Here is a 21840-nt window from a genome sequence, read left to right as displayed (position 1 = left end):
GAATTACAAGTCGAAGCCCAATTCCTTAGCCAAATCTTCTAACTGAGACGGAGCAGAAGGATTAGACAATGCAGGAAGGAGTGCATTAGGATTCTGCGAACGACTACGTACAGAAACACTCATCGTCACGAACTTGAAAAAGTCACGAATCTTGCTTGCTTCGGAAGCAAGGAACACCTTATTTTCTGTACCACTAAGGAACTTATTCAGTACAGGATCATCTTGAGACGTTCCAATTGCCATGGCGAAGCGTTCGCACTTAGAGCTGCGTCCATTACCGACAAAATCTTCCATGTTTTTTTCCCAGTCATCATTAGGAGCTCCATCCGAAACAAGAACGACTGCAGGACGATAGCCCTTCGAGGGAATTTCGTCTTTATCTTCAATCATATCCTTCGCCATACGGAGCGCCATGCCCATAGGCGTCATACCATCAGCCTGCAAGCAAAGAAGGCTTTCAATTGTAGAAACAGACTGAAGTTTCAAATCAAGAGTTGCACCTCCATTACCAAAACTGATGACAGCGATATTGACATCAACTTCACCCTGACCAGCCGTTTTGAACGACTCAATCATTTCGTTCACAGCAGCATTGAGCTGGAGAATCTTTTCACCTTCCATACTGCCACTTCTGTCAAGCATCAGAATCACCGGAAGCGGGCGAGCCTTGGCAATGGTGTATTTAGACGGATCAAAAGCCATAATAACAACTCCTCTTTTTGTTGCAGTTAAAAATACCTTCTTTCATTCGCAAAACTCATGCCAACAAAACAAAATAAGTTTTTTTATCAAAATCAAATAATTTCCCACAGCACAAGCAATTAAAATAAGAATATTTTTTCTTATAATACGAAAATTTTTTCTCAATTGTAATTTCAGCGCAGTTATTTTTTAGCAGTAACCATTTAAAATTCGTTTTATTTCATCATTTTTTCTTTTGGCACGATTTTCGCATTTCCCAGGCGTTCAACCCAGGAGGTCTACATGCCTTATATTTCTAGCGATAAAAACATCCGCGATTTCGTTCAAAACCTGATCCATTCTGGCCAATGGGAAATCGTCCGCCACGGTAAACACGTCATCATTCGTCACAAGGCGAAGGGCGCAAATAAAACCATCGTGGTTCCCAGCACGCCGAGCGATTCCAAAACATACGATAATTTCCGTCGCGATTATTTCCGTTACCTACGGCAATATCTAATTCTATCAGGACGGATTCGAACTAGCCGCTCTCCCGAAATCAATTCAACATTAGCAGCATAACGGAGACAAATCCAAAGGAAGACTCGGCGGCAATCCAAAAGGTAAGCAATTTCACAAAACAACCCCAGAATCAATTGCCGCTGTAGAATCCGAAGGAGGTCCTACCTTTGGCTCTTGCCACAGAACGAACTCAACAGTCGTTGCAGTCGCGCTCGTTTTGCGACGAAATTGCGTATAGGTTAACTTCGTGAGCCTTCAGCAAAACAGGGCGGCCACTGCTGACGGTGCACACAAAGAAGAAAAAGAACATCCACACCCAATACATACTTTGCTTATACCCCGTAGTAAAGTTCCACAGGATTATCCACATCATAAAAGTCGATGTCAATAGAAGAGTCAACGGAGTCTTGGCAACAGCCATTCTATGACAAGAGAACGTAAAGAGCATGCCAAAGGTAAATGGCAGTAGGAATATTCCAGGAAGTCCGAAATCCTTGTAGGCGTCCCACAAGTACGGAATCGTATTCAACCCTGTGCATTTCACCACGCTTTCATTATAAGGTGAATCCCACCCAAAACTTTGTTGGATTCCGTCTCCGATATGCATCAAATACGTGATTCCAAAGAATGCATCTATGCCATACGTCCATTCGTGTTCGGGAATATCGCTTGTGCGATTAAACGCATAATCAAGATTTCAGTAATCGTTCGCCACATATTTATACAACAGCAAAGCCGTCTCCTTCGCCTTTCACTCATTGGTTATGTCGTAATAACCGTACTGCCCTTTAAGCGACCCGACAACCACAAAGAAGACACAAATAAAAACCATGGCTACAGGAATCGAACGCCACGAAAAACGTCCGCGAAAATAGTTGAACTGAATTACAAGCATGCCAAGGCAAAGCATATTGATACCTCGGCTCGGGTATGTCATAAACGAGAGCACTATCGTTAACACAACCATAAATCGTGACGCATTGCGCACCCAGCGCACCGGGTTTATCGACTTGAACGAAGCCACCGCAAAAAGCCCAACCACCATTGCGCCCGAAGTAAAAAAGTCCGCATATCTAAGCACTTCGCAGTCCTTACCCGAGAGCCATCGCGATGGGTTATCCGTCAAGAGGACCAAGTTCCCCACAACAGCAATCACGCCAACAACACCCACCAAGAAATACGCGAACGCCAAGAAACTGAGGAAAAAATGGCACACCCAGTCGTACTCGCCATGCAACTTTAATTTACTCTGTAACGGGGGACCGCCGGACGAACGCCATGCAAAATCCACCAAAAAACATCCCGCCATAAAACAGAACATGCCGCCGCCCCACACTAGCCATGTCGAATAGTTAAAATCCGACATCATGGGCCAAAACTGCAAATACGATATGCCGAGCATAATCATCTGTACGAGAAAATACAAGGTCGATGGTCGAAAGAAATCTTCCTTGAATCTCGAAACGATGACGACCGTCGCAATGGCAAGCGTAAACATCACGCTTGATTCAGGACAAGCAAACATCATGTCCATACACTGCCAGCAAGGCCTTCGGAACGCACGCACTCCTTAAAATTGCGGAGACTTTTGGAGTTTTATGATACCGATGTCGCTGAGCATGCCATTGAGCGTTCCAGCAAAAGCAGAATTCACCCCCATCATCCTCTTTAAAAGTTCCTGGTAGCGTTTGCTGCTCTCGCCACGGTCCAACTTTTCGAAGTTTAGCTCCAAGTCCACTTCTTCACGAATGTTCTGCAATCCGCTCAAATACTTGATTGTTGCATCGAACTGCATACTCGATTCGTAAACATCGTTTACCACCTGGAATTTGACAAAGTCGCTGACCAGTGAATCGAGCACATGTTTGCAAGAATCTAGCCTGGACTGGAGATACGCACTGGCCTGGCGAGCCTGCCTGGTTTTGAAAGCGTTGAAAACCGAATCGGCCTTTTCAAGGACGAACTCCACAATCTGTACCGCAAGCCTGGAATCCGCATCCTTGAAATAGACAAAAAACATTTCCTCCTTGTTGCGCTTAAGACCGAAATTTTTGCGAAACTCATTGAGCAAGTCGGCGCGTTTTCTCCCTTTGAGCCCATAATGCTCCGCAAGGTTAAACCGCTCAACGACCATATAGTGCAACTCCCAAGAATTGAGAATCGTCCACACCGCTTTTTCGTCATTGCCAGTCTCGTACAAGCCCTGCTACGAAATCATACTAGAAGAACCGCCCAACATACCACTCAACAATTCCACCATCGACGGAGAATTAGCAGGTGGGGCAACAATCGCCGAAGCCGCATACTTGGGATTCACAACCCACACAAACAAAACAAAGACGACAATGGTTGGGATAAGGACAAAAGCAGCAACAAACCTAAAATGCTTCAAGTCATTGTTCAGAATCTGCAGGCAGATTTCAACAAAATCAACGTCTCGCATTTTCATAAACTAATTGTTGTTGACATAAAAGAGGAACACACAAAAAAAATAACACCCAAAAGCTATGGAACAAAAAGACAATAATTTTGAAAACAAGGACAAGATTAACTCGACCGAGTCATCAAGCAAAACGACAAAAAGTAAACGCAGAATAAAAACACTTGCAACACTTTTCCATTTAAGCGCATACAAAGCCATCCACCCCTCCGTTCCTTAAGTTAATTTTGGGGCATAACAGGAGCGTATATGATGTTTGGTTTTCGTACCCTTTTCGCATTGGGTCTGTTTGGCGTTTTCGCCACGGGCGCTTTTGCTCAGGATTTTTGCAACACCGCAACGCACAGCGGTGAAAGCATTACCATCACGAGCAACGGCATCAACGATATCGGGAACTACAATTACGAATTGTGGGCAGACATCGGCGACAATTCCGCCACGTTCTACACAGACGGTTCGTTCTCCTGCGAATTCAGCAACGTGAACGACTACCTTTGCCGCGAAGGAATCCGCTACGGCATGAATAGCGGGCTCAAGTACACTGACCTCGGCCATCTTTTCGCAGACTTCAAGTTGACCGACCCCAAATTTTCAACTTACTCCAACGTGACCTACTCCTACATCGGCGTTTATGGCTGGTCGCAGGATCCGCTCATCGAATGGTATATCGTCGATAACTGGAGTCCGTATCGCCCGAACTGGATCGGTAAATCGACCGAAGGTTGCGACGAATGCGGCCTGCGCGGTACTATCACGGTTGACGGCGCCACTTACGAAGTCTATGTCGACAAGGTCCAGCGCGGCTCCATCGAAGGCGACAACACGCCGTTCACGCAATATTTCAGCGTTCGCAAAACAAAGCGTTCTTGCGGAACCATTGATATCACGGCGCACTTTGACGGCTGGAAGAGTCTCGGACTCGAACTCGGCAATTCCATGTACGAAGCAAAGGTCCTTGGCGAAGCCGGCCAATACCCCGAAAACGGAAACGCCTCGGGCACTATCGATTTCGCTTACGCGAAAGTCTACACCGGCGAAGCAAGTACAGCATTGCATGCTCCGAAATTTGCGGCAACCCAAAATCAAAATTTACAAGTTTTCGATATGCAAGGCAAGTTGCTTGGAACGGTCAGCATCACGCAAGGCTCTAGCTTAAGCGCGGCAATTAAGAACAAGTTCCATAGTACCGGCATCTACATGGTCAAGCAAGGAAGCGCCATGAAAAAAGTTGTTGCCAAATAAGGCTTCAACGCAAAAAGTTTCAATATCATAAGTCAACCCACACCGATAATATCAAAGGCGGTCATGCATACCGCCTTTTTCGCGTTTATTGCGAATAAAAATTTTATATTAACAACACCGAATTCCAGTAAAGAGCAATTACAGCACACTTTTTATGAACACGCAAAAGAAAGTCGATATGCCAAAAACAAACATTCCTACATCACAGCAAATCAAAACAGGCTTTTCCTCTTATATCAAGGCGCTGCGCCTTATTTGGGCGAATCATCTCGTTAGATATTTGCTGATTCCAGTTCTCTTGAATATCATCGTTGTTATAGCACTTGTATTTTCGGGCATAGGTATTGGCGACTGGATTAACGGCATCATCGAACGCAGCACCGAAAACATGAACGGTTGGATCCACGCAGGCATGGTCGCCATCAAGATTATCCTCCCCATCGTTTTCTTTGCGCTATTTATTTTCATCGGCGGAACAATCGTCAACATTTTGATGTCGCCTATTTACACGCTCCTTTCGGAAAGGACTGAAACGATTCTCACCGGAAAAGAGTTTCCATTCGACACGAAACAGACTATTCGCGACATTTGGCGAGCCATCCGCATTGCAGTTCGCAACACGGCCAAGCAACTCATCTTAACAGCACTTTGCCTACTCTTGAATTTTATACCCGTAGTCGGGAGCATCGCTGCAATCATATTAATTTTCATCATCAACGCTTACTATTTCGGTTACGGTTTTATGGATTACACTTTCGAGCGTTGGCGTTTATCGCCTAAAGAAAGCCGCAAAGAAACACACAAATTAAAATACATTGCTTTTACAAACGGAGCCGTGTATTCATTGCCTCTTTATCTATTCTGCGGAGCGTTCATTGCCGCCTTTATCGGCGGTGTTTCGGCAGTTGCTGCCACAATTTCGCAACTTGAATTTAAAGAAAAGCAAGCATAATTCATTTTTCTATTTTTGCAATATGCTCAAGAACTACATTTTTGATTTGGGCGGAGTCCTCTTGGACATCCGCATGAAAAATGCTTACGAACGCTTTGTCGCACTCGGTTTGCCGCCCGCTGAACTTGAGCCGGGCGGTTTTGTTTACAAGCTGATGGAAGATTACCAGCTCGGGTATGTCACGAGCGCTGAGTTCTGTGAGCAAGTTGCAAGCAAGTGTGTTTCGAGTTCTAACACAAGATGCGCCGCGCCCCCAACAACGCCACGCGATATCGAAGAAGCCTGGAATTCAATTTGTCTCGGAATCGCCGACCACAAACTGCAAGCGCTCTGCAAACTGCGCAAAACAGAAGGCGTCGCAAGCGTTTCGCTCTTGAGCAACACCAACGAACTGCATTGGGAATATTGTTGCAAAAATTGGTTCAACGCAAACGGCAACAAGCTCGATGACTTTTTCGACCGCATTTTCTTGAGTCAGGAAATGCACCTGCAAAAACCGAATCCCGAAATTTTTAAAACCGCCATTCGTGAACTCGGAGCCTCCCCCGCCGAAACAATTTTTCTTGACGATAGCGCCGTGAACACTGCCGCTGCAGCCACCTGCGGACTGCAAACGCTTACCGTCACGCCAGACGTTGATTGGATCAAAGCACTCGGAATTTAAATCGTCAAACAACAAAAATCTTTCTTGCAAAAAAACAGGCCGCATCACTCGATGCAGCCCGCATTAAATTTTGGATCGGAATTGAATATCGATTATCCAATTCCGATTTCAAGGTAATTACTTGTACATGTAGCTTGTCCCATTCGGGAACTTGATTTCCTTCATGCCACTGGTTTGCACCTGAGCCACAGACTTCACTTCGCCACCGTAAAGTATATAATTGCCTTGGTATGTCGGCTTGAATGCTGCCTTGTCGGAACCGTAGTAGCTATTGCTGTTGTAGGTCATTGCCGTGCACCCAGGAACATCCATCGTGTAGTTGCCAAACGCGAGGAGAACGCCGCCGGTAATTGTAAATCCGTCATCGGTATCGATGAGACCACCGGCAAAGTTGTAGGCGCCGCAATTGTTTCCGCCTTGCTGACCGCCCATGCCCGGGAAGCCGCCCATGCCGCCGCCTCCACCCCAGCCGCCACCGCCGCCGAAGTTAAAGCCACCGCCACCCATGCCGTTTTCGTAGCTCTGGCCCGTGATTTCAACAATCACCACGCCACCGGTCATCTTTGCAGTGCCGTTAGCATCTAACCCGTCAACCATGTTGCCCTTCACGCTAATGTAATGGTAGCCGCCGCTGATGGTGATATAGCCACTGCTTTCGCTGAACATAGCCATGGAGCTATTATTGTTCTTGGGGCCGCCACCGCCATTCCAGCCGTCGTTGGTCGCAAACACAGAAGTCACGCCGCCCTCGGCAAAAATTTCGTAAGCCTCAATAGCTTCGAGAGATGTAACGACGTTGATCGTAGAACCTCTCAAGTACAAAGCAGAATCTGCATGGATGCCCTTCTTCTTTGTCGAGATGGTCACGTCACCGCCGTTCATGTAAACGCGCCAGTTGGTACGAATGGCGGAAGAATCCGACTTCACGTCAATGGTGCCGCCGTTGACATAGATGTACTTTTCGGCAGAGATACCCTTGTTCGGGGATTCAATCTTGATTGTCGAAGCCTCGGTAGAATCACTTACGAGAATGTAGTTGGCCGCCTTGATGCCGCTCTTGTGTCCCTTGATGGTGATGTTGCCGCCAGAAATCTCGACATAGCCCTTGCCGGCCACCGTGTCCTTGAAGGCGCCTCTGTTATCTTCCACGCATTCGTCACTTTCGAGACCGTCACCCGCCTTAGCAGTAATGTTCAAAGTACCGCCCGAAATTTCGAGGCTGCCCTTGCCCTTAATGCCGTCATCGCTAGCCACCACAGTGATGTCGCCGTTCTTAATTTTAAGATCGTTGCTGGACTGAATACCGTTTTTGAAATTAGCAGTAACCGTCAACTTTCCAGCGCCCTTGATGTTCAAATCATCCTTAGAATAAATTGCTGCCTTTGCGGTATCCTGTTTGCCATTGACCGTAGTAAACACATGGCTACCCTTGCCATCTTCTACAACGTTGGTCGTTCCCTTGACCAAATGGATAACAGCCTTGTCAGCGTTTTTCACAAGAATCGGAGCGTCGGAACTCTTCAAAGTCGCATTGTAAAGATAAATGCCGGTATTGCCTTCTTTATTGGTACCCGGAGTATTCACCACAACCTGGAAATCGGACGATTCGCCAGTCACGTAATAGGCGCCCGGGCAAGTGATCGTTGCGCTTTTGTTTTCGACCGTGACGCAACCGTTGTTGTTTTCGACAGCTGCCGTTGTTCCAGCAAGTTTCAGGAGGATCTGCGTGCCGTTCAAAGTTCTAGCATCATCCAAATCAGTTTCGTCTTCGCCAGAATTCGCACCACTGGAACTAGAAGTTCCGTTATTTGGATTAAAAACGCTCGAACTCGAAAAACCAGGAATTACAACACTAGAACTCGAAACTCCCGGGATAAAAACGCTAGAGCTCGACCCATTATCGGGATTCAAGGCGCTAGAACTAGAAAAATCATTGCCCGGAATTACAAGACTTGAACTGGAAAGTTCATCACCAGGAACAACAGCGCTAGAGAGATCAAAGCCCAGAAATTCGCTGCTGGAACTGTAAACACCACCGCCATATTCACCGCCGGGGCTCTCCATTGGATTAGAATCATCAGAACAAGCCACAAAGCTCAAAACTGCGGAAACAGTTATTACTGGTAACTTTTTGAATTGCATCGAACACTCCTGTATTTTTTTGTAATATAGATTCTATTCCCCTCAAACAGGCCTGTTTGCACAAAAAATCCGTTGAACCCAATACAACATCGGCTTTTACATTACGCATCTGCAACAATATAAAGGAATAAATACATTTGCGATAGGAGGCGCTCGATTCTATGCAATCTTTTCTATCTTTGTTCGCAATGTCACTTTTACTTGCCATTTTATTTTTCGCCTTTTTCATCAGCGCCATTGTTCGTGGTAATTTTTCTTATGGCAAGGCGGATTACGATTTTCACGAGCACCCCGTGCAATTCGTAATCGTGACAACATTTATTCTCGGAGTCGCTGTACTCTGCTTTTACCGATTCCTCGTCGAGATGAATCTTATATAGTCAACAGAGCAGACACCAGAGTAGACACATTCTACCCTAAAAAACGGGAATTGCATTATTCTAATACTTTTCGAAAAAAATCTAATCCAACAATCCGTCGTCTTCTTTTTGATAAATAAAATAATACATTAAGCTCCAAGTGCCCCACAAAACGCAAAGCGCCATTCCGATATAGCCAATCGCATAAACGACCGACGCAATCGTATCACATTTTAAAAGATAGCCCGTTTCGGATAAGATAAAATTCCAGTCATGGAATCCGTATGGGGCTTCAGCTCCGGTACCGCCGCTAATGAGCGTTAGCTTCATCGGGAGAGCGTCTTCGATGTAAGGCGCCACATCAATAAAATTTTCGAACGCCCACCAAAGCGCAATAGACGCACCGAACAAGTCACGAGGTTTGATCCACAGTGCCAAGCAGAACACAAGCGGCATAATGATTTGGAACAGCGAGCCACCCAGCGACGTCATCACTTCGCTTCCAAAGATTCTAAAAACGATGTGACCGGTCTCGTGAACAGGCAAGTTCAAGTTGTGCAGGAACAGAACAATCCACGACTGGTAACCGCCGAAAAAAGCCTGCACTGAGAAAAACGCCATCGCCAAAAGCAAAACAACGCGCACAAAAAAGAAGTTCTCGCGGCCAAGCGGTTTTGGCAACAAAAAGAACTGCACCCAAGCAGGCCATTCTTCGGAATCGCTCAGCCAATCTAAAATTCTAAGGAGCAAAGGTTTCTTTTTATGCGGAGTCCAAGTCATAAATATAACGATAGTAAGATTTACGACAAAACGCGCTACGAACATAACAAAACGTACCGCAAGTCAAGCAAGAAGTGTCGCAAGTCGCTAATCGCCGTAAATTTTCGGCGACTGGCTGTAGAAACGCCGGTGCGTGAAACTATACCAAAGATTTGGATTTTCTAGAATGCGCTGCTCAAGCCACTTGTTGAATTGCGCGTTGACGACGCTCGGCGCAGTTTGCGTTTCATTTTCGAATTGCGAGAGAAGCGCAGGATCTTCGAGATGCGCAGAACTTGGGGCATGCACGCGTTCCACTTCTATCGCATGGAGTACGCGGACTTTACGACTTTCACACGGCGAATCGCCTGCCCCCAAACGCTCCTCCATCCAACAAATAAATACAGGAGTCTGCGAGCGATGTTCTAGCAAAAAGTCCGGTAGCGGATTCACATTCGCCGATTGCCCCAAGAACGTTCCCGAAAGAGCGCTCGGAATGCGGGAGTCCTGATCGGCAAGCAGGCAGAAAAGTTTGCCATCGTTTAAAATCCGTAAAAAGTCGCGAGGCGTCCGAGCATCCACAGAATAACTCCGGCCATCGACCGCACGAATTTTGCGTTCGAGAATGTTGTTGAGCCATTTCGGCTTTACAGGAATGTAGCTTGCGACAAGCGGGATTCCAAGGCGGCAAAGCCACGGCCCCATCGCTTCATAGTTGCCGTAGTGAGCCGTCAAAAAAATTCCACCTTTGCGCATTTTTTCAAGCACTGGAATGGCAGCCTCGTCAAGCGCAAAATTCCAACCGTCCACGCAACACGGGTAAGCAGAAAAATCATGCGGCAACTTTTTGAAAGTGCCAAAGCAGAACAGCAGTTCGCCCACATGGCGAGTCAAGTTAAACAAGAGCTCATCGTAGTTGACGGGAGCGATAGTTGGCGCATTAGTCACGTTCAGTGCATTAGACAAAGCGCCCGCCACATGCTTTACGTTCGCAAAAACAGTTTTACGCTTCCAGCCCACAAGCCTAAGCACCGCATAAGCACCCCACGCAAAAACCGCCGCCGCTATTTTACCAAAGAAAACCATTACGGATTAAAGATACGAAAATCGAACAAACAATAACGAAATAATTTGTACTTTGAATAGGCTTTATTTCTAAATTACCTACTAGAGGTTATTATGATTTGCAATAATACGCAAAGCGCATTCTTTCTAGACGAGCCAGAGAACGTCCGACGCGGCAGAAGCGCCATTATATGGTCTTTCATATTCCTTGTTTTTACAATAATTGCTTGGGTTTCCATCGAAGTCTTAATCCATTTGCTCAAAAATTACACAAAAGGATCCTTTACTACTATAGAATCCTTTGCTTTTTGTTTTTCCAGTCTCGCTATAGCATTCTTTCTCATAGTCTTTCTTTTATACGCCTACAAATTCAGTATATGGATTTACTACGCCGTAAAGGAACAGAACCAATACACCACCACTGAGCTCACCCCACTAAAAGCGGTCTTACTCGGTATCGTATTAGGTCCTTTCATTGACGCATATATTTTCAAGGATTTGTTCCATAAGCAAAACGCGACGCTCGAGAAATACGGGATTAAGCCGGCCGTTCTTCCAGAATGGATTTTCGCATTCATCATTGTCACTACGTTTCTCTCAATCCCAGCATGCCTCTCGTCCTTATTCCTCCCCGGAAGACTCGCCCTAGTTGTATTGACCACCGTGATTTTCGCCTCATACATAAAAGTTATGCAGGTCATCATAGCAAACGGGCGTTCGTTACAACAAAAGCGATTCGACGACTTACTAGACCGCAAAGTGGAAGAAATCTTAAAACAACGCGAAAATTCCTAATCTCCTTTTACTACTATTATACATACTATGAGTGAAAATTGCCTTTTCTGCAAAATCATCAAGGGTGAAATCCCTTCCAAGAAAATCTACGAAGACGACGATGTGTTCGCCTTCTATGACATCGCCCCGCAAGCTCCGGTACACTTTTTGGTCGTGCCGAAGCGCCACATCGCAACCATCATGGACATGAAGCCGGAAGATTGCGAACTCGTGGGCAAGATGCTCTACCGCGCACAGCTTATCGCGAAGGACCTCGGTCTCGAAGAAGGCGGTGCCCGCTTTGTGTTCAACTGCAAGGCTGATGCGGGTCAAACCGTGTTCCACATCCACCTGCACGTCGTCGGCGGACAGGAAATGGGCTGGCCTCCGTTCCCAGCTAAGTAGTGATTAGTGGTTAGTGGCTAGTGATTAGGGCGACGTTGTCGCTGTTAGCTGAAAGTTGTGATTAGTAAAATAGAATCAAAGATTCTTGATATTCACTATACTGTTTACTAACCACTGTTTACTGACCACTCAACAATATGATTAAAACTCGCGCCATAGTTCTTCATCGCTTTCCGTACAGCGACTCTAGCTTTATCGTTAAAGCGCTGACGGAAGAAAGCGGGATTGTTTCGTTCATCGTCAAGGGCGGCAAGAAAAAGGAATCTCCATTCCGGGGGGCTTTGGATCCGCTTGCGTTGAGCGAAGTTGTCTTTCGGCAAAATCCGAATACCGAATTGCAGTTCATCAAGGAAGCAACGCTTTTGGATTGGCGCAATGAATTGCGAAACGACTTGCTAAATCTTGCGAAAGCGCAGGTCATTTCCGAGATGATTTTGCGCTATGCTCCACAAGGCGTCCCGCTGCAAGAAGAATTCGAGCGGTTGGATCAAGCGCTCAGCGAATTTAACGAAAGCTGCGGGAATCCAGCAACTTCGGCAGAATCGCCGTCAACAATAGCCGCGCGCACCCACAAGTCGCGCATTTTTGCGCAATGGCTTTTGGACACTTGTGACATGTGGGGTTACAATCTCGACCTCACCACTTGCTGCCGCTGCGGACGCACACTCGACAAACCCGCCGCAGACTTTTTCCCCGAGACAGGCGGATTCGTTTGCCACGCATGCCTCGGCGTTGAAAATCCTCGCGCACGAACAGAAACGCTAAACGGACTTTGGGCCCTACACAATGGCGATAAAATCGAGCGCCCCGAATTCACCGAAAATGCGCTCCTCGCCTACTTGCGCCACCACATCGGATTTTTGAAAGAAATTCATTCCATCAAGTTCTTGAACGAAACAAGAAAACTGTTTGATTATCATTGATTCAAGCACTGAATTCCGCCAACGCTTCGCAGTAGCGTGCAAAACGAGTGTTGCGACGGGCTGTTTGCAGACCGGCATAACCGAGTGAAGCCGCTGACGCCGTAGGCGTCAACTCCGAGCTGGGGCCCCGCCCGCATGAAGTACTTTTTTATTCTATTCCTGCAAATCCCTTTGTAACAATAATATCCTTTGGCAGTCCGCCCTCCGTTTACTATTCCGTCTATCAAAAAAATTCTACAACAACAATTACAAGCATCTCGACAACAAAAGCGAGACATAAGCCCTCATTTTGATAAAACAACATCGTCATAAGACAAAAGCGTCGGCCAAGGATGGGGAGGGTGCAGGGAGGGGCCCGTGCGGCCTTCGCAACTCCGAGCTGGGGTCCCGCCCGCATGAAGTACTTTTACAATTCAAAAAGAGCTTTTACAAAAGCAAGCCATAATCAAACACATTTTTTATATTTTCGGAAAATGTAAAAATGTGAAGAGGTCATCATGTTAACACCTGAAGATATCAAAGCAAAAAAATCTAAGCACGAAATGATTTCCATGATTACCGCTTACGACTTCGCCTTCGCAAAAATCGCCGAAGCCGCCGGAATCGACCAGATCCTCGTAGGCGATAGCCTTGCAAACACAATGCTCGGTTACAAGAGCACTCGTGAAATCGGCATGACCGAAATGCTCATCTTCACAGCTGCAGTCTGCCGTGGCGCCCCGAACACTCACGTTGTCGCCGACATGCCCTACTTGAGCGACAAGGATCCGCAAACCGCCTACGACAACGCCCGTCGTCTCATGGATGTGGGAGCCTCTAGCGTGAAAATTGAAGGCACTCCCGCTGGCGTTCTCGAGTTTTTGCACGAAAAAGGAATCCCCGTTTGCGGGCATCTTGGGCTTTTACCGCAAACCGCAGAGAACTTCAAGCAGAAAGGCCGCACCGAAGAAGAAGCTCGCGCCATTGAAGAAGCCGCCAAGTTTGTTGACGGTCTTTGCTTCGAAACCGTTCTCGAACACATTCCCGAAGAACTCGGCAAAAAAATCACCGACGAAATCAGCATTCCGACAATTGGCATCGGTGGAGGCAAGTTCACAGACGGTCATGTACTCGTGATGCACGATGCCCTAGGCATGCATCCGAACAAAATTCCACCGTTCGCCACAAAGTTCGCAGACATGTATTCCGTTGGTGTTCAAGGAGTTAAGAAATACATCGAAAGTGTGAACGCAAGAATGTAATCAAACCGTGATTGCACACAAGCTTTCAGACAAAATAAGTACTTTCTTTTTTGGCAATCGATCTCTCATGAGGTCGATTTTACTTTACTCAAAACATTAAGAAATATCACTTTTCAATCAAGTGATTTCTATAACAAAATTTTTTCAAAAAAATTCACTTTTTTTCAACACAAGTGTTGATTATTTGTGAAAAAGAAGTTATTTTTCAGGTATCAACAAATAAATAACAAAAAAGGAAGAAAAAAATGGCTGAAACAAAAACTACTACTAAGAAGCCTGCAAAAAAACCGGCTAAGAAACCGGCCACCGCTAAGAAGCCTACGAAAAAGCCAGCTACAGCTAAGAAGCCGGCTAAGAAACCGGCCACTGCTAAGAAGCCTACGAAAAAGCCAGCTACAGCTAAGAAGCCGGCTAAGAAACCGGCCACTGCTAAGAAGCCGGGCGCCGCTAAAAAGCCGGCCGCTGCTAAGAAGCCGGCTGCTGCCAAGAAGCCGTCTGCTGCTAAGAAGCCGGCCGCTGCTAAGAAGCCGGCCGCTGCTAAGAAGCCGGCCGCTGCTAAGAAGCCAGCCGCTGCTAAGAAGCCGAGCACCAAGAAGTAATCTTCTTTTTGCCCCAACGATTTTGACCCGCAGAACTTTTGCGGGTCTTTTTTTTATTAGCACCCCGCCCGCATAAAGTTCTTTTTTCTATTCCACAAATACCTTTGTAACATTAATATTCTTTGGCGCCACGCCACACCTTTACTATTTTTGTTAGCATGATTTCAGAAAAAGATTTGACCAATTCGCAGAACATTCCCTTTGAAGAACGCATCGCTCGCATCGAAAAGATGATCGAAGCCGAAGCAGAACCGAAAGCATTCGAGCTCGGACTTTTGCTAGCTCTCAAGATGGGTCAGGAAATCCGCGAAAAGAAACCGCTCGGCAGCACAACGGGCGACATCGTTGCTGCATGGAGTTCCAAATACCCGGAATCCGTTGTTGAAGAAGCAATTGCACACGCCAAACAGTTCCTCACAAATCCTGGCGCCCTTGCAGAAAAGATGAAAAACATCATGCTGAAAAAAATGAATCAGCAAGAAGAAAAAACGGACGAGGCCGAAAGTGGAAAATAAACTCCAGGCAACAATCGACATCGGGAGTCACAGCTGCATTCTTTTGATAGCGGCGTTTGAAGATGTTCCTGTTGAAATCGCGACATCAACAGAAATCGCGCAGTCCGTTAACGCGTCCGAAAATGCCGAACAGACGGCAAAAACGATAGAAAAGCCCGCAGTTCCAGCCACACGCAAAACACTCGTGCCGAAACTCCAAAAGGTCGAAGTTTGCCGCCTCGGCGAAGATATTTACGAACACGGGAAAATCACGCCGGAACGCATTCAAGAACTTGTGCAAATTATGACCAAGTTCCGCATGGACTTGCACGCTCTTGGCGCAGACCTGAAAGCAGTTGCCATGACTGAAGCCATGCGCAAGGCATCAAATCCGGACGAAGTGATTGAAGCCGTAGAAAAAGCAGTTTGGGTCAAGCCACGCGTCATCACCGGCGAAGAAGAAGGCAAGCTCACGTACCGTTCCGTCAAAGAAAGGCACGGACCCGGCAACGTTACAATTGACATCGGAGGCGGTTCCACAGAACTCAGCAACGGCGAAACGACATTCTCGATTCCTGTTGGCGCCCTCAAAATGTTCAAGGCGATGGGCCCAATTCCCGGCCCGGAATACAAGAAGTTTATCAAGGAAACTTTCAAGGATTTGTCGTTCAAGGGCATGACGAAAAAACCTGTCTACCTTATCGGTGGTACAGGCACGGCACTCGCCATGGTTTTCTTGAATTGTCAAAACTTTGACTACAAGGCCATCGAAGGTCTCGAAATGAGTCTTGCCGACCTCGAAGCAGTCACCACGCGCATCACGAACCTTTCGAAAGAACTCCGCGCGATGCTCCCTGGACTTGGCAATGGCCGCCACGAAGTTATCATTTGCGGACTTTTCTGGTTACGTTCGCTCCTTGAAAAACTCCGCGTCGAAACGTTCAAGATCAGTACGGCAGGGCTGCGATTCGGTTTGCTCTACCCGCCTGAAAAAGAACCGGAACAAAAGCCAAAGAAACGCCCGGCATTTTTAAAGAAAACTGATGGTTCGACAGACTCACCAACCGAAGACCGTGATGACAAAAACGCAGACGGGGATGAAAAATAAAAGACGGGGCTAAAAAATTATGCGTATCAACAAGTACATTTCTCTCAGTGGTTTTGCTAGCCGCCGTGCCGCCGACGAACTCGTCGCCAGCGGTCGCGTACAGGTGAACGGAGAAACAATCTCCGACCTCGGCCATCAAGTGGACGAAACAAAGGACCAGGTTTCTATCGATGGAAAGCCATTGAAGATATCCACGAACAAGAAGACCAAAGTCATCATGTTCCACAAGCCCGCAGGTTGCGTCTGCACCAAGGACGACCCGCAAGGCCGCCGCACGGTTTACGATTACTTGCCGCCGGGATACCACAACTTTAAATACGTTGGACGACTCGACTTGCAGAGCCGCGGCCTTTTGCTGTTCACCGACGATGGCGAATTGCTTTACCGTCTCACGCACCCGAGCTTCGAAGTGCCGCGCAGTTATTACGTGTGGACAACGCGCCAGCTCAGCGAATCTGCTGCCCAGCGTTTAGTCGATGGCGTAGACATCCGCGACCCCGAAGATCCTGACGCACCCGAAGAAATCGCCTTTGCAACAGACGTGTACCTCGAAAATGGTTTTGCAGAACTGGTGCTTATCGAAGGCAAAAACCGCGAAATCCGCCGCATGATGCGTGCCGTCGGTTATGAAATTCGCGACCTCAAACGCGTGAGCTATTGCCAAATTCAACTCGGCGATTTGCCCGCAGGCGAGTTCCGCGAACTCACGCCAAATGAAATGAACAAATTGCGACAAGCAGTGCATTTATAGACGAAAGAACGCCCGCCACAGCGGGCTATAGACGAAAGACGAGAGAGAGGCGAGAGTCACATCGGCAAGTACGATTGCCGATATAACCGAGCCGAAAAGTTTTGACTCGAAGAGTAAAGACGAGAGATTATAGCAATGTGCAACGAGCAAAAAATTTTTACTAGGCGGCGAAGCCGCGATTATTCGTCTTTCGTCTATCGTCTTTCGTCTATCATCGAAGCGACCCCTTACCCCAAAGCGAAGCGAGCCCAAAGCACTTTAGTGCGACCCCATTACCAAACTACTTCCTACCGCCTACTTCCTACTGTCTACTAAAAAATGAAACGTACTCTCTACATCGGTGATGTGCATGGTTGTGCTGATGAGCTTTCCGAAATGATTGACAAGTTCGGATTTGTCCGCGGTAACGATACCATCTTCCAAACCGGCGATATTATCAACAAAGGCCCCGACATGCTTCGCGCCATGCGCATTGTCGAAGAAATTGGCATTTTGACCGTCCGTGGAAACCACGAGGAACACCTCATCCGCATGATGGATACACCCAAAAGCCAATGGACCGAAAAGCAGAAAAAACGCTTCAAGGCGCTCACGCTCGATGAATGGGTCTACATTCGCGATACCGTCAAGAACTGGCCGCTTTGGCGCGATACGCCGCACGCCTTGCTCGTACACGCCGGACTCGAACCGGGCAAAACGCGCCTCGAAGACATGAGCCCCGAAGTGCTCCTTTCCATCCGCAACTGGAATGACAAGCCCTGGTATGAACAAGTCTCTTGGAACAAGACTGTTGTCTTTGGACATTGGGCCAAGAAAGGCTTCGTGAACATTCCCGGATTTATCGGTCTTGATTCCGGTTGCTGCTATGGCAAGGCGCTTACCGCATGGTGCCCCGAAGAAGACAAATTCTACACCGTCGAAGCGCTCCGCGAATACACGCCCGTGAAAGACAAGGCAAAAGAATCCGAAGCGGCCCCCTGCAAAGTGCTCGGCGACAATACTCCAGATTCAGTACCTCCCAAAACATTTGACGAAATCAAGGAACGCATCGCTAACGGCGACATCGCCCGCAAGGAAGAAACTTCTGAAGAAAAAAACATCCGCAAAGCAAGCCCCTCCATCAGCGCTGAATGGGCTGGATACTAGCGGCGCCTGCGGCGCAGTAAACAGTAGGCAGTAGACAGTAGACAGGAATAGTTAGGCGGCAAAGCCGCGATTATAAGCCCTTCCTATAGCATACTGTTTACTAACCACTTTTAAATCCCTTCCTACTTCTTACATCCTACTTCCTACTAAAATTACTATCTTTCATCTAGGAAATTACATTTCACGGAATCAACAATGACAGCAGAAGAACTTTACAATCGTCTCAAGTCCGTCAAGCCGGGCGCAGCCCTTTGCACCTACACCATGGAAAAGGTGGAAAAGATGCTCCCGCTCATCAACGAAATCAACGAGCTCAAAAAGCAGCAGGACACCGTTATTCTCGCCCACAGCTATTGCGCTCCTGAAATTCTCTTGGGCGTTGCCGACTTCACTGGCGATAGCTTCAAACTCAGCAAAGACGCCACAACCGTCCAGCAAAAGACGATTCTCTTCTCTGCCGTGCGTTTCATGGGCGAAACCGCCAAGATTTTAAACCCGCAGAAAGACGTCATCATTCCAGGCCCGCTCACGGGTTGCAGTCTCGCCGATTCCATTACCGGCAAGGACGTCGAAGAACTCCGCAAGCAGAATCCGGACTACACGTTCGTTTGCTATATCAACACGACCGCCGACGTGAAAGCAGCCTGCGACGTTTGCGTGACTAGCGGTAACGTGATGCACATTGTCGAAACAATCCCGTCCGACAAGATTTACTTTGTACCGGACGCCCTCATGGGCCAGAACATCATCGACGAAATGAAGCGTCGCGGAGTCAAGAAGGATATCAAGCTCTATAACGGCTGCTGCTACGTTCACGAAAACTACGACCCGGATTTGATCCAGTTCTTCCGTAGCCAAAACCCGAATCTCAAGGTAATCAGCCACCCGGAATGCAATCCGTCGGTTGCCATGCTCAGCGACTACGTCGGAAGCACGGGCCAAATGGTCAGCTACATCAACCAGCAGCCCAAGGACAGTTGCATCTTGCTCCTCACGGAATGCGGCCTCAATGCCCGCATGCACTACGAGCACCCCGACATGAACTTTATCGGTAGCTGCTGCATGTGCAAGTACATGAAATCGAACTCCCTCGAAAACATCTTGGAAGCACTCCGCCACCCCGAAAAGGCAGAACACATCTCGCTTAACGAAGATGTGCGCGTGAAAGCCAAGAAGTGCATCGACGCGATGTTCAAATACGCTGAATAACGCGCCATAATACATTACAAATTATACCAAGGCACCCTTAAATTTCTAAATTAAGGGTGCTTTTTTAAAGGGAGGATTGTGATGAAAAAAATTCTTTTGGCATTAGCTTTTTGGGTAGGAGTTGTTTGGGCGCAACCCAGCGAAGGCGATTTTGCGCAGTGGCCACGTTCTTATTATGCCAGTATCGGCATTGGCATTATGGCAAACCGCGGTGATTTTTTTTCCAGAGTACTTAAAATTACCGATAAAGAAGGTAATACAGAAATCGTCAATTTTCCGCAAAATAAAATTCTTCTAACCCCCGACTATAACCTCGGCGTGAATATCCGCGAATTTTCTTTCGGGTTATCATTCCAATACTGGTCTACAACGGGCTCTATCGATAACAATCCCAAAGAAATGAAAGAACAAGACATAAGCTATTGGCGATTCGGACTCGAAGCCACCTATAACTTTTTCTTTCCCGAATATTTCCAAGTGGGTGTAGGTCTCGGCTACTCATTTTCCAGCATGAATATCGAAAAAAACACCTCTAGCAATGGCAAAGAATTTTTCGATTCCAGCTTAAAGGGTTCGGCCGTTGCAATAATCGCAAACATCCGCTATTATATTACGGACTTTTTCTGCTTATCTCCATCCGTGCGTTTTTACGAGAACTGGTATAAATCAGTCAATACGGATAATAGCGGAACTATCGAATTTGGCAAAAAGAATAACGGAGTCAAAGACCACAACAGCTATTTTTGGCAAACCTACATAGCCATGTCCATCAACGCGATGGTACAGTTTTAACTAACTAAAGAAGGCAAAAAATGATAACATTCCTAATTGGTGTTGCAATCCTCATCCTTGGATATTTCACCTACGGCAAGTTCGTCGAACGCGTTTTCGGACCGGACGACAGAAAAACTCCGGCTCTCGCAAACCCCGATGGCGTTGACCGAGTTCCCATGCCGCATTGGAAAAACGTTCTCATTCAACTTTTGAACATCGCGGGCATCGGTCCTGTGATTGGCGTGATTCTTGGCATCAAGTTTGGCGCCATCGTGTTCATCTTGCTCCCGCTCGGCAACGTGCTTGGCGGCGCTGTACACGACTACTTCAGCGGCATGATCAGCATGCGCAACAACGGCTACAATGTGCCAGCGCTCTCCCGCAAGTTTTTGGGCAAGGGCCCTGCAAAGCTTGTAATGACGCTCATTTCCGTGGCGCTCATCCTCGTCGGTGCAGTGTTCACCAACACGCCAGCAGCTCTCGTGAATACGCCGATTCTCGCTGGCAGTCACGTTTCGCCGACGCTTTTCTGGATTGCTGTCGCCGTCATTTTTGCCTACTACTTCATTAGCACTTTCTTCCCGATTGACAAGATTATCGGCCGCATCTACCCGGTTTTTGGCGCCCTCCTGATTCTCGCTTCGCTCGCGATTTTCGTGGGCATCATCCCGAACTTGAACGTACTCGATGAATTCTGCTTTAGCGATATCATGAGCAACTTCCACAAGCATCCGGCAGGCCAGCCGATTATCCCGATGCTCTTCGTAACGATTGCTTGCGGCATCATCAGCGGTTTCCACAGCACGCAAAGCCCGCTCGTTGCTCGTACCGAAGTGACCGAAAAGACAGGCCGTCAGACGTTCTATGGCATGATGATTATCGAAGGTTTAATCGGCATGATTTGGGCCGCTGGCGGTATGTTCATTTATCACCAGATGCCGGAACTTTTGACAGGCGCTTCGGGCGTGAAAGTCTTGAGCGTTCTCGTTTCGACAGTAATTCCTTGGGCTCCGATTTCGATTCTCGTAGTTGTGGGCGTGATTATCCTTGCCATTACAAGTGGCGACACCAGCCTCCGCAGCCTCCGCCTTACGATTGCAGAACTCACAGGTCTTGAACAGACCTCCGTGCGTAACCGTTTGATCCTCACGGTTCCGATGTTCGCCCTCTGCGCTGTGATCATTTTTTGGAGCAACTTGAACCCCGAAGGCTTCAACATCTTGTGGAACTACTTCAGCTGGAGCAACCAGCTCATGGCCGTTTGCAGTTTGTGCGTTGCCACGGTTTACCTCCGCAGTAAAAAGAAGAACTTCTGGATTGCGCTTATCCCGTGCATGTTCATGACGTTCATTACAGCAGATTACATCCTCTGGGTGAGCCCGGAAAATCTCAAGGGCGCTCCGCTCGGTTTTGGACTTGATTACAAGACAGCTCTCGTGATTGCACTCCATGACGCTGCCATTCTCGGATTCTTCCTCTGCGTTCGCGGCAAGACGCTTTCAAAGATGGAAGGTTACAATGCCGACCGTTGGAATCCCGACCTTGACGAAGGAAAAATTCCGAAGGCTGAGTAAACTAGAGATTCGCAAG

General features: G+C 47.4%; 23 protein-coding genes and 1 pseudogene. 17 read left to right on the top strand and 7 right to left on the bottom strand.

The annotated features are described in order from the left end of the window. Positions 1–3: 3 nt before the first annotated feature. Positions 4–702 carry a VWA domain-containing protein gene (locus HUF13_RS04555; RefSeq protein WP_173474012.1) on the bottom strand — a complete coding sequence of 233 codons (699 nt, stop codon included), beginning with the start codon at positions 700–702 and terminating at the stop codon, positions 4–6. 282 nt (positions 703–984) lie between these two features. Here HUF13_RS04555 and HUF13_RS04550 point away from each other — a divergent pair, with 282 nt between their 5' ends. Further along, entirely contained in the window at positions 985–1263 is a 279-nt protein-coding gene (locus tag HUF13_RS04550) for a hypothetical protein (RefSeq protein ID WP_173474011.1), read from the top strand. 130 nt (positions 1264–1393) lie between these two features. On the opposite strand, the pseudogene HUF13_RS04545 reads toward HUF13_RS04550, so the two are convergent. The 3 genes and pseudogenes from HUF13_RS04545 to HUF13_RS04535 all read right to left on the bottom strand — a co-directional run bounded on the left by HUF13_RS04545 (position 1394) and on the right by HUF13_RS04535 (position 3652). Then, positions 1394–2701 (bottom strand): annotated as a pseudogene (locus tag HUF13_RS04545) (O-antigen polymerase). Between the two features lie 72 nt (positions 2702–2773). Then, positions 2774–3403 carry a hypothetical protein gene (locus HUF13_RS04540; RefSeq protein ID WP_173474010.1) on the bottom strand — a complete coding sequence of 210 codons (630 nt, stop codon included), beginning with the start codon at positions 3401–3403 and terminating at the stop codon, positions 2774–2776. A gap of 6 nt (positions 3404–3409) precedes the next feature. Continuing rightward, positions 3410–3652, bottom strand: coding sequence for a hypothetical protein (locus tag HUF13_RS04535; protein WP_173474009.1), 243 nt, complete (start codon positions 3650–3652; stop codon positions 3410–3412). Between the two features lie 240 nt (positions 3653–3892). Here HUF13_RS04535 and HUF13_RS04530 point away from each other — a divergent pair, with 240 nt between their 5' ends. The 3 genes from HUF13_RS04530 to HUF13_RS04520 all read left to right on the top strand — a co-directional run bounded on the left by HUF13_RS04530 (position 3893) and on the right by HUF13_RS04520 (position 6501). After that, positions 3893–4885 (top strand): glycoside hydrolase family 11 protein, encoded by a 993-nt coding sequence (locus HUF13_RS04530; protein ID WP_304038816.1) that lies wholly within the window; start codon positions 3893–3895, stop codon positions 4883–4885. A gap of 154 nt (positions 4886–5039) precedes the next feature. After that, a complete protein-coding gene (locus HUF13_RS04525; RefSeq protein ID WP_304038815.1) occupies positions 5040–5837 on the top strand; it encodes an EI24 domain-containing protein in 798 nt (265 codons plus the stop codon). 22 nt (positions 5838–5859) lie between these two features. Next, positions 5860–6501 (top strand): HAD family phosphatase, encoded by a 642-nt coding sequence (locus HUF13_RS04520; RefSeq protein WP_173474008.1) that lies wholly within the window; start codon positions 5860–5862, stop codon positions 6499–6501. 117 nt (positions 6502–6618) lie between these two features. Here the strand turns inward: HUF13_RS04520 and HUF13_RS04515 are convergent, their stop codons facing one another. Further along, the gene (locus HUF13_RS04515) at positions 6619–8643 is read right to left on the bottom strand and encodes a carbohydrate-binding domain-containing protein (protein ID WP_173474007.1); all 2025 of its coding nucleotides are present in this window, start codon (positions 8641–8643) and stop codon (positions 6619–6621) included. 161 nt (positions 8644–8804) lie between these two features. Between HUF13_RS04515 and HUF13_RS04510 the strand changes: the two genes are divergently transcribed. Continuing rightward, positions 8805–9023, top strand: coding sequence for a hypothetical protein (locus HUF13_RS04510; protein ID WP_304038814.1), 219 nt, complete (start codon positions 8805–8807; stop codon positions 9021–9023). Between the two features lie 81 nt (positions 9024–9104). On the opposite strand, the gene HUF13_RS04505 is transcribed toward HUF13_RS04510, so the two are convergent. Both HUF13_RS04505 and HUF13_RS04500 read right to left on the bottom strand, forming a co-directional pair. Next, the gene (locus HUF13_RS04505) at positions 9105–9752 is read right to left on the bottom strand and encodes a hypothetical protein (protein WP_304038813.1); all 648 of its coding nucleotides are present in this window, start codon (positions 9750–9752) and stop codon (positions 9105–9107) included. Positions 9753–9869: 117 nt separating this feature from the next. Then, entirely contained in the window at positions 9870–10847 is a 978-nt protein-coding gene (locus HUF13_RS04500) for a lysophospholipid acyltransferase family protein (protein WP_173474006.1), read from the bottom strand. Positions 10848–10940: 93 nt separating this feature from the next. On the opposite strand from HUF13_RS04500, the gene HUF13_RS04495 reads away from it, so the two are divergent. The 12 genes from HUF13_RS04495 to HUF13_RS04440 all read left to right on the top strand — a co-directional run bounded on the left by HUF13_RS04495 (position 10941) and on the right by HUF13_RS04440 (position 21824). Continuing rightward, the gene (locus HUF13_RS04495) at positions 10941–11621 is read left to right on the top strand and encodes a hypothetical protein (RefSeq protein WP_173474005.1); all 681 of its coding nucleotides are present in this window, start codon (positions 10941–10943) and stop codon (positions 11619–11621) included. Between the two features lie 27 nt (positions 11622–11648). Next, positions 11649–12005: a histidine triad nucleotide-binding protein gene (locus HUF13_RS04490; protein WP_072827496.1), complete on the top strand. Its 357-nt coding sequence runs from the start codon at positions 11649–11651 to the stop codon at positions 12003–12005. 137 nt (positions 12006–12142) lie between these two features. After that, entirely contained in the window at positions 12143–12928 is a 786-nt protein-coding gene (recO, locus tag HUF13_RS04485; RefSeq protein ID WP_173474004.1) for a DNA repair protein RecO, read from the top strand. Between the two features lie 497 nt (positions 12929–13425). Next, entirely contained in the window at positions 13426–14169 is a 744-nt protein-coding gene (panB, locus tag HUF13_RS04480; protein WP_173474003.1) for a 3-methyl-2-oxobutanoate hydroxymethyltransferase, read from the top strand. A 245-nt stretch (positions 14170–14414) separates the two neighbouring features. Then, positions 14415–14768 carry a hypothetical protein gene (locus tag HUF13_RS04475; protein ID WP_173474002.1) on the top strand — a complete coding sequence of 118 codons (354 nt, stop codon included), beginning with the start codon at positions 14415–14417 and terminating at the stop codon, positions 14766–14768. Between the two features lie 158 nt (positions 14769–14926). After that, positions 14927–15283 carry a hypothetical protein gene (locus tag HUF13_RS04470; RefSeq protein WP_072827500.1) on the top strand — a complete coding sequence of 119 codons (357 nt, stop codon included), beginning with the start codon at positions 14927–14929 and terminating at the stop codon, positions 15281–15283. Then, positions 15273–16370 (top strand): phosphatase, encoded by a 1098-nt coding sequence (locus tag HUF13_RS04465; RefSeq protein ID WP_173474001.1) that lies wholly within the window; start codon positions 15273–15275, stop codon positions 16368–16370. Before HUF13_RS04470 ends, HUF13_RS04465 begins: the two co-directional genes overlap by 11 nt. A gap of 19 nt (positions 16371–16389) precedes the next feature. Continuing rightward, the gene (locus HUF13_RS04460; protein WP_173474000.1) at positions 16390–17121 is read left to right on the top strand and encodes a pseudouridine synthase; all 732 of its coding nucleotides are present in this window, start codon (positions 16390–16392) and stop codon (positions 17119–17121) included. 318 nt (positions 17122–17439) lie between these two features. After that, complete coding sequence (locus HUF13_RS04455) at positions 17440–18267, top strand: metallophosphoesterase (protein WP_173473999.1); 828 nt, start codon at positions 17440–17442, stop codon at positions 18265–18267. 195 nt (positions 18268–18462) lie between these two features. Next, complete coding sequence (nadA, locus tag HUF13_RS04450; RefSeq protein WP_173473998.1) at positions 18463–19476, top strand: quinolinate synthase NadA; 1014 nt, start codon at positions 18463–18465, stop codon at positions 19474–19476. Between the two features lie 81 nt (positions 19477–19557). Further along, the gene (locus tag HUF13_RS04445) at positions 19558–20268 is read left to right on the top strand and encodes a hypothetical protein (protein ID WP_173473997.1); all 711 of its coding nucleotides are present in this window, start codon (positions 19558–19560) and stop codon (positions 20266–20268) included. Between the two features lie 20 nt (positions 20269–20288). Next, a complete protein-coding gene (locus HUF13_RS04440; protein ID WP_173473996.1) occupies positions 20289–21824 on the top strand; it encodes a carbon starvation protein A in 1536 nt (511 codons plus the stop codon). The last annotated feature ends 16 nt before the right edge of the window (positions 21825–21840 follow it).

The organism is Fibrobacter succinogenes, from assembly GCF_902779965.1.
Lineage (GTDB): Bacteria > Fibrobacterota > Fibrobacteria > Fibrobacterales > Fibrobacteraceae > Fibrobacter > Fibrobacter succinogenes_F.
Note: the sequence above shows the minus strand (reverse complement) of the source record. Positions and strands in the feature narration are given on the sequence as shown.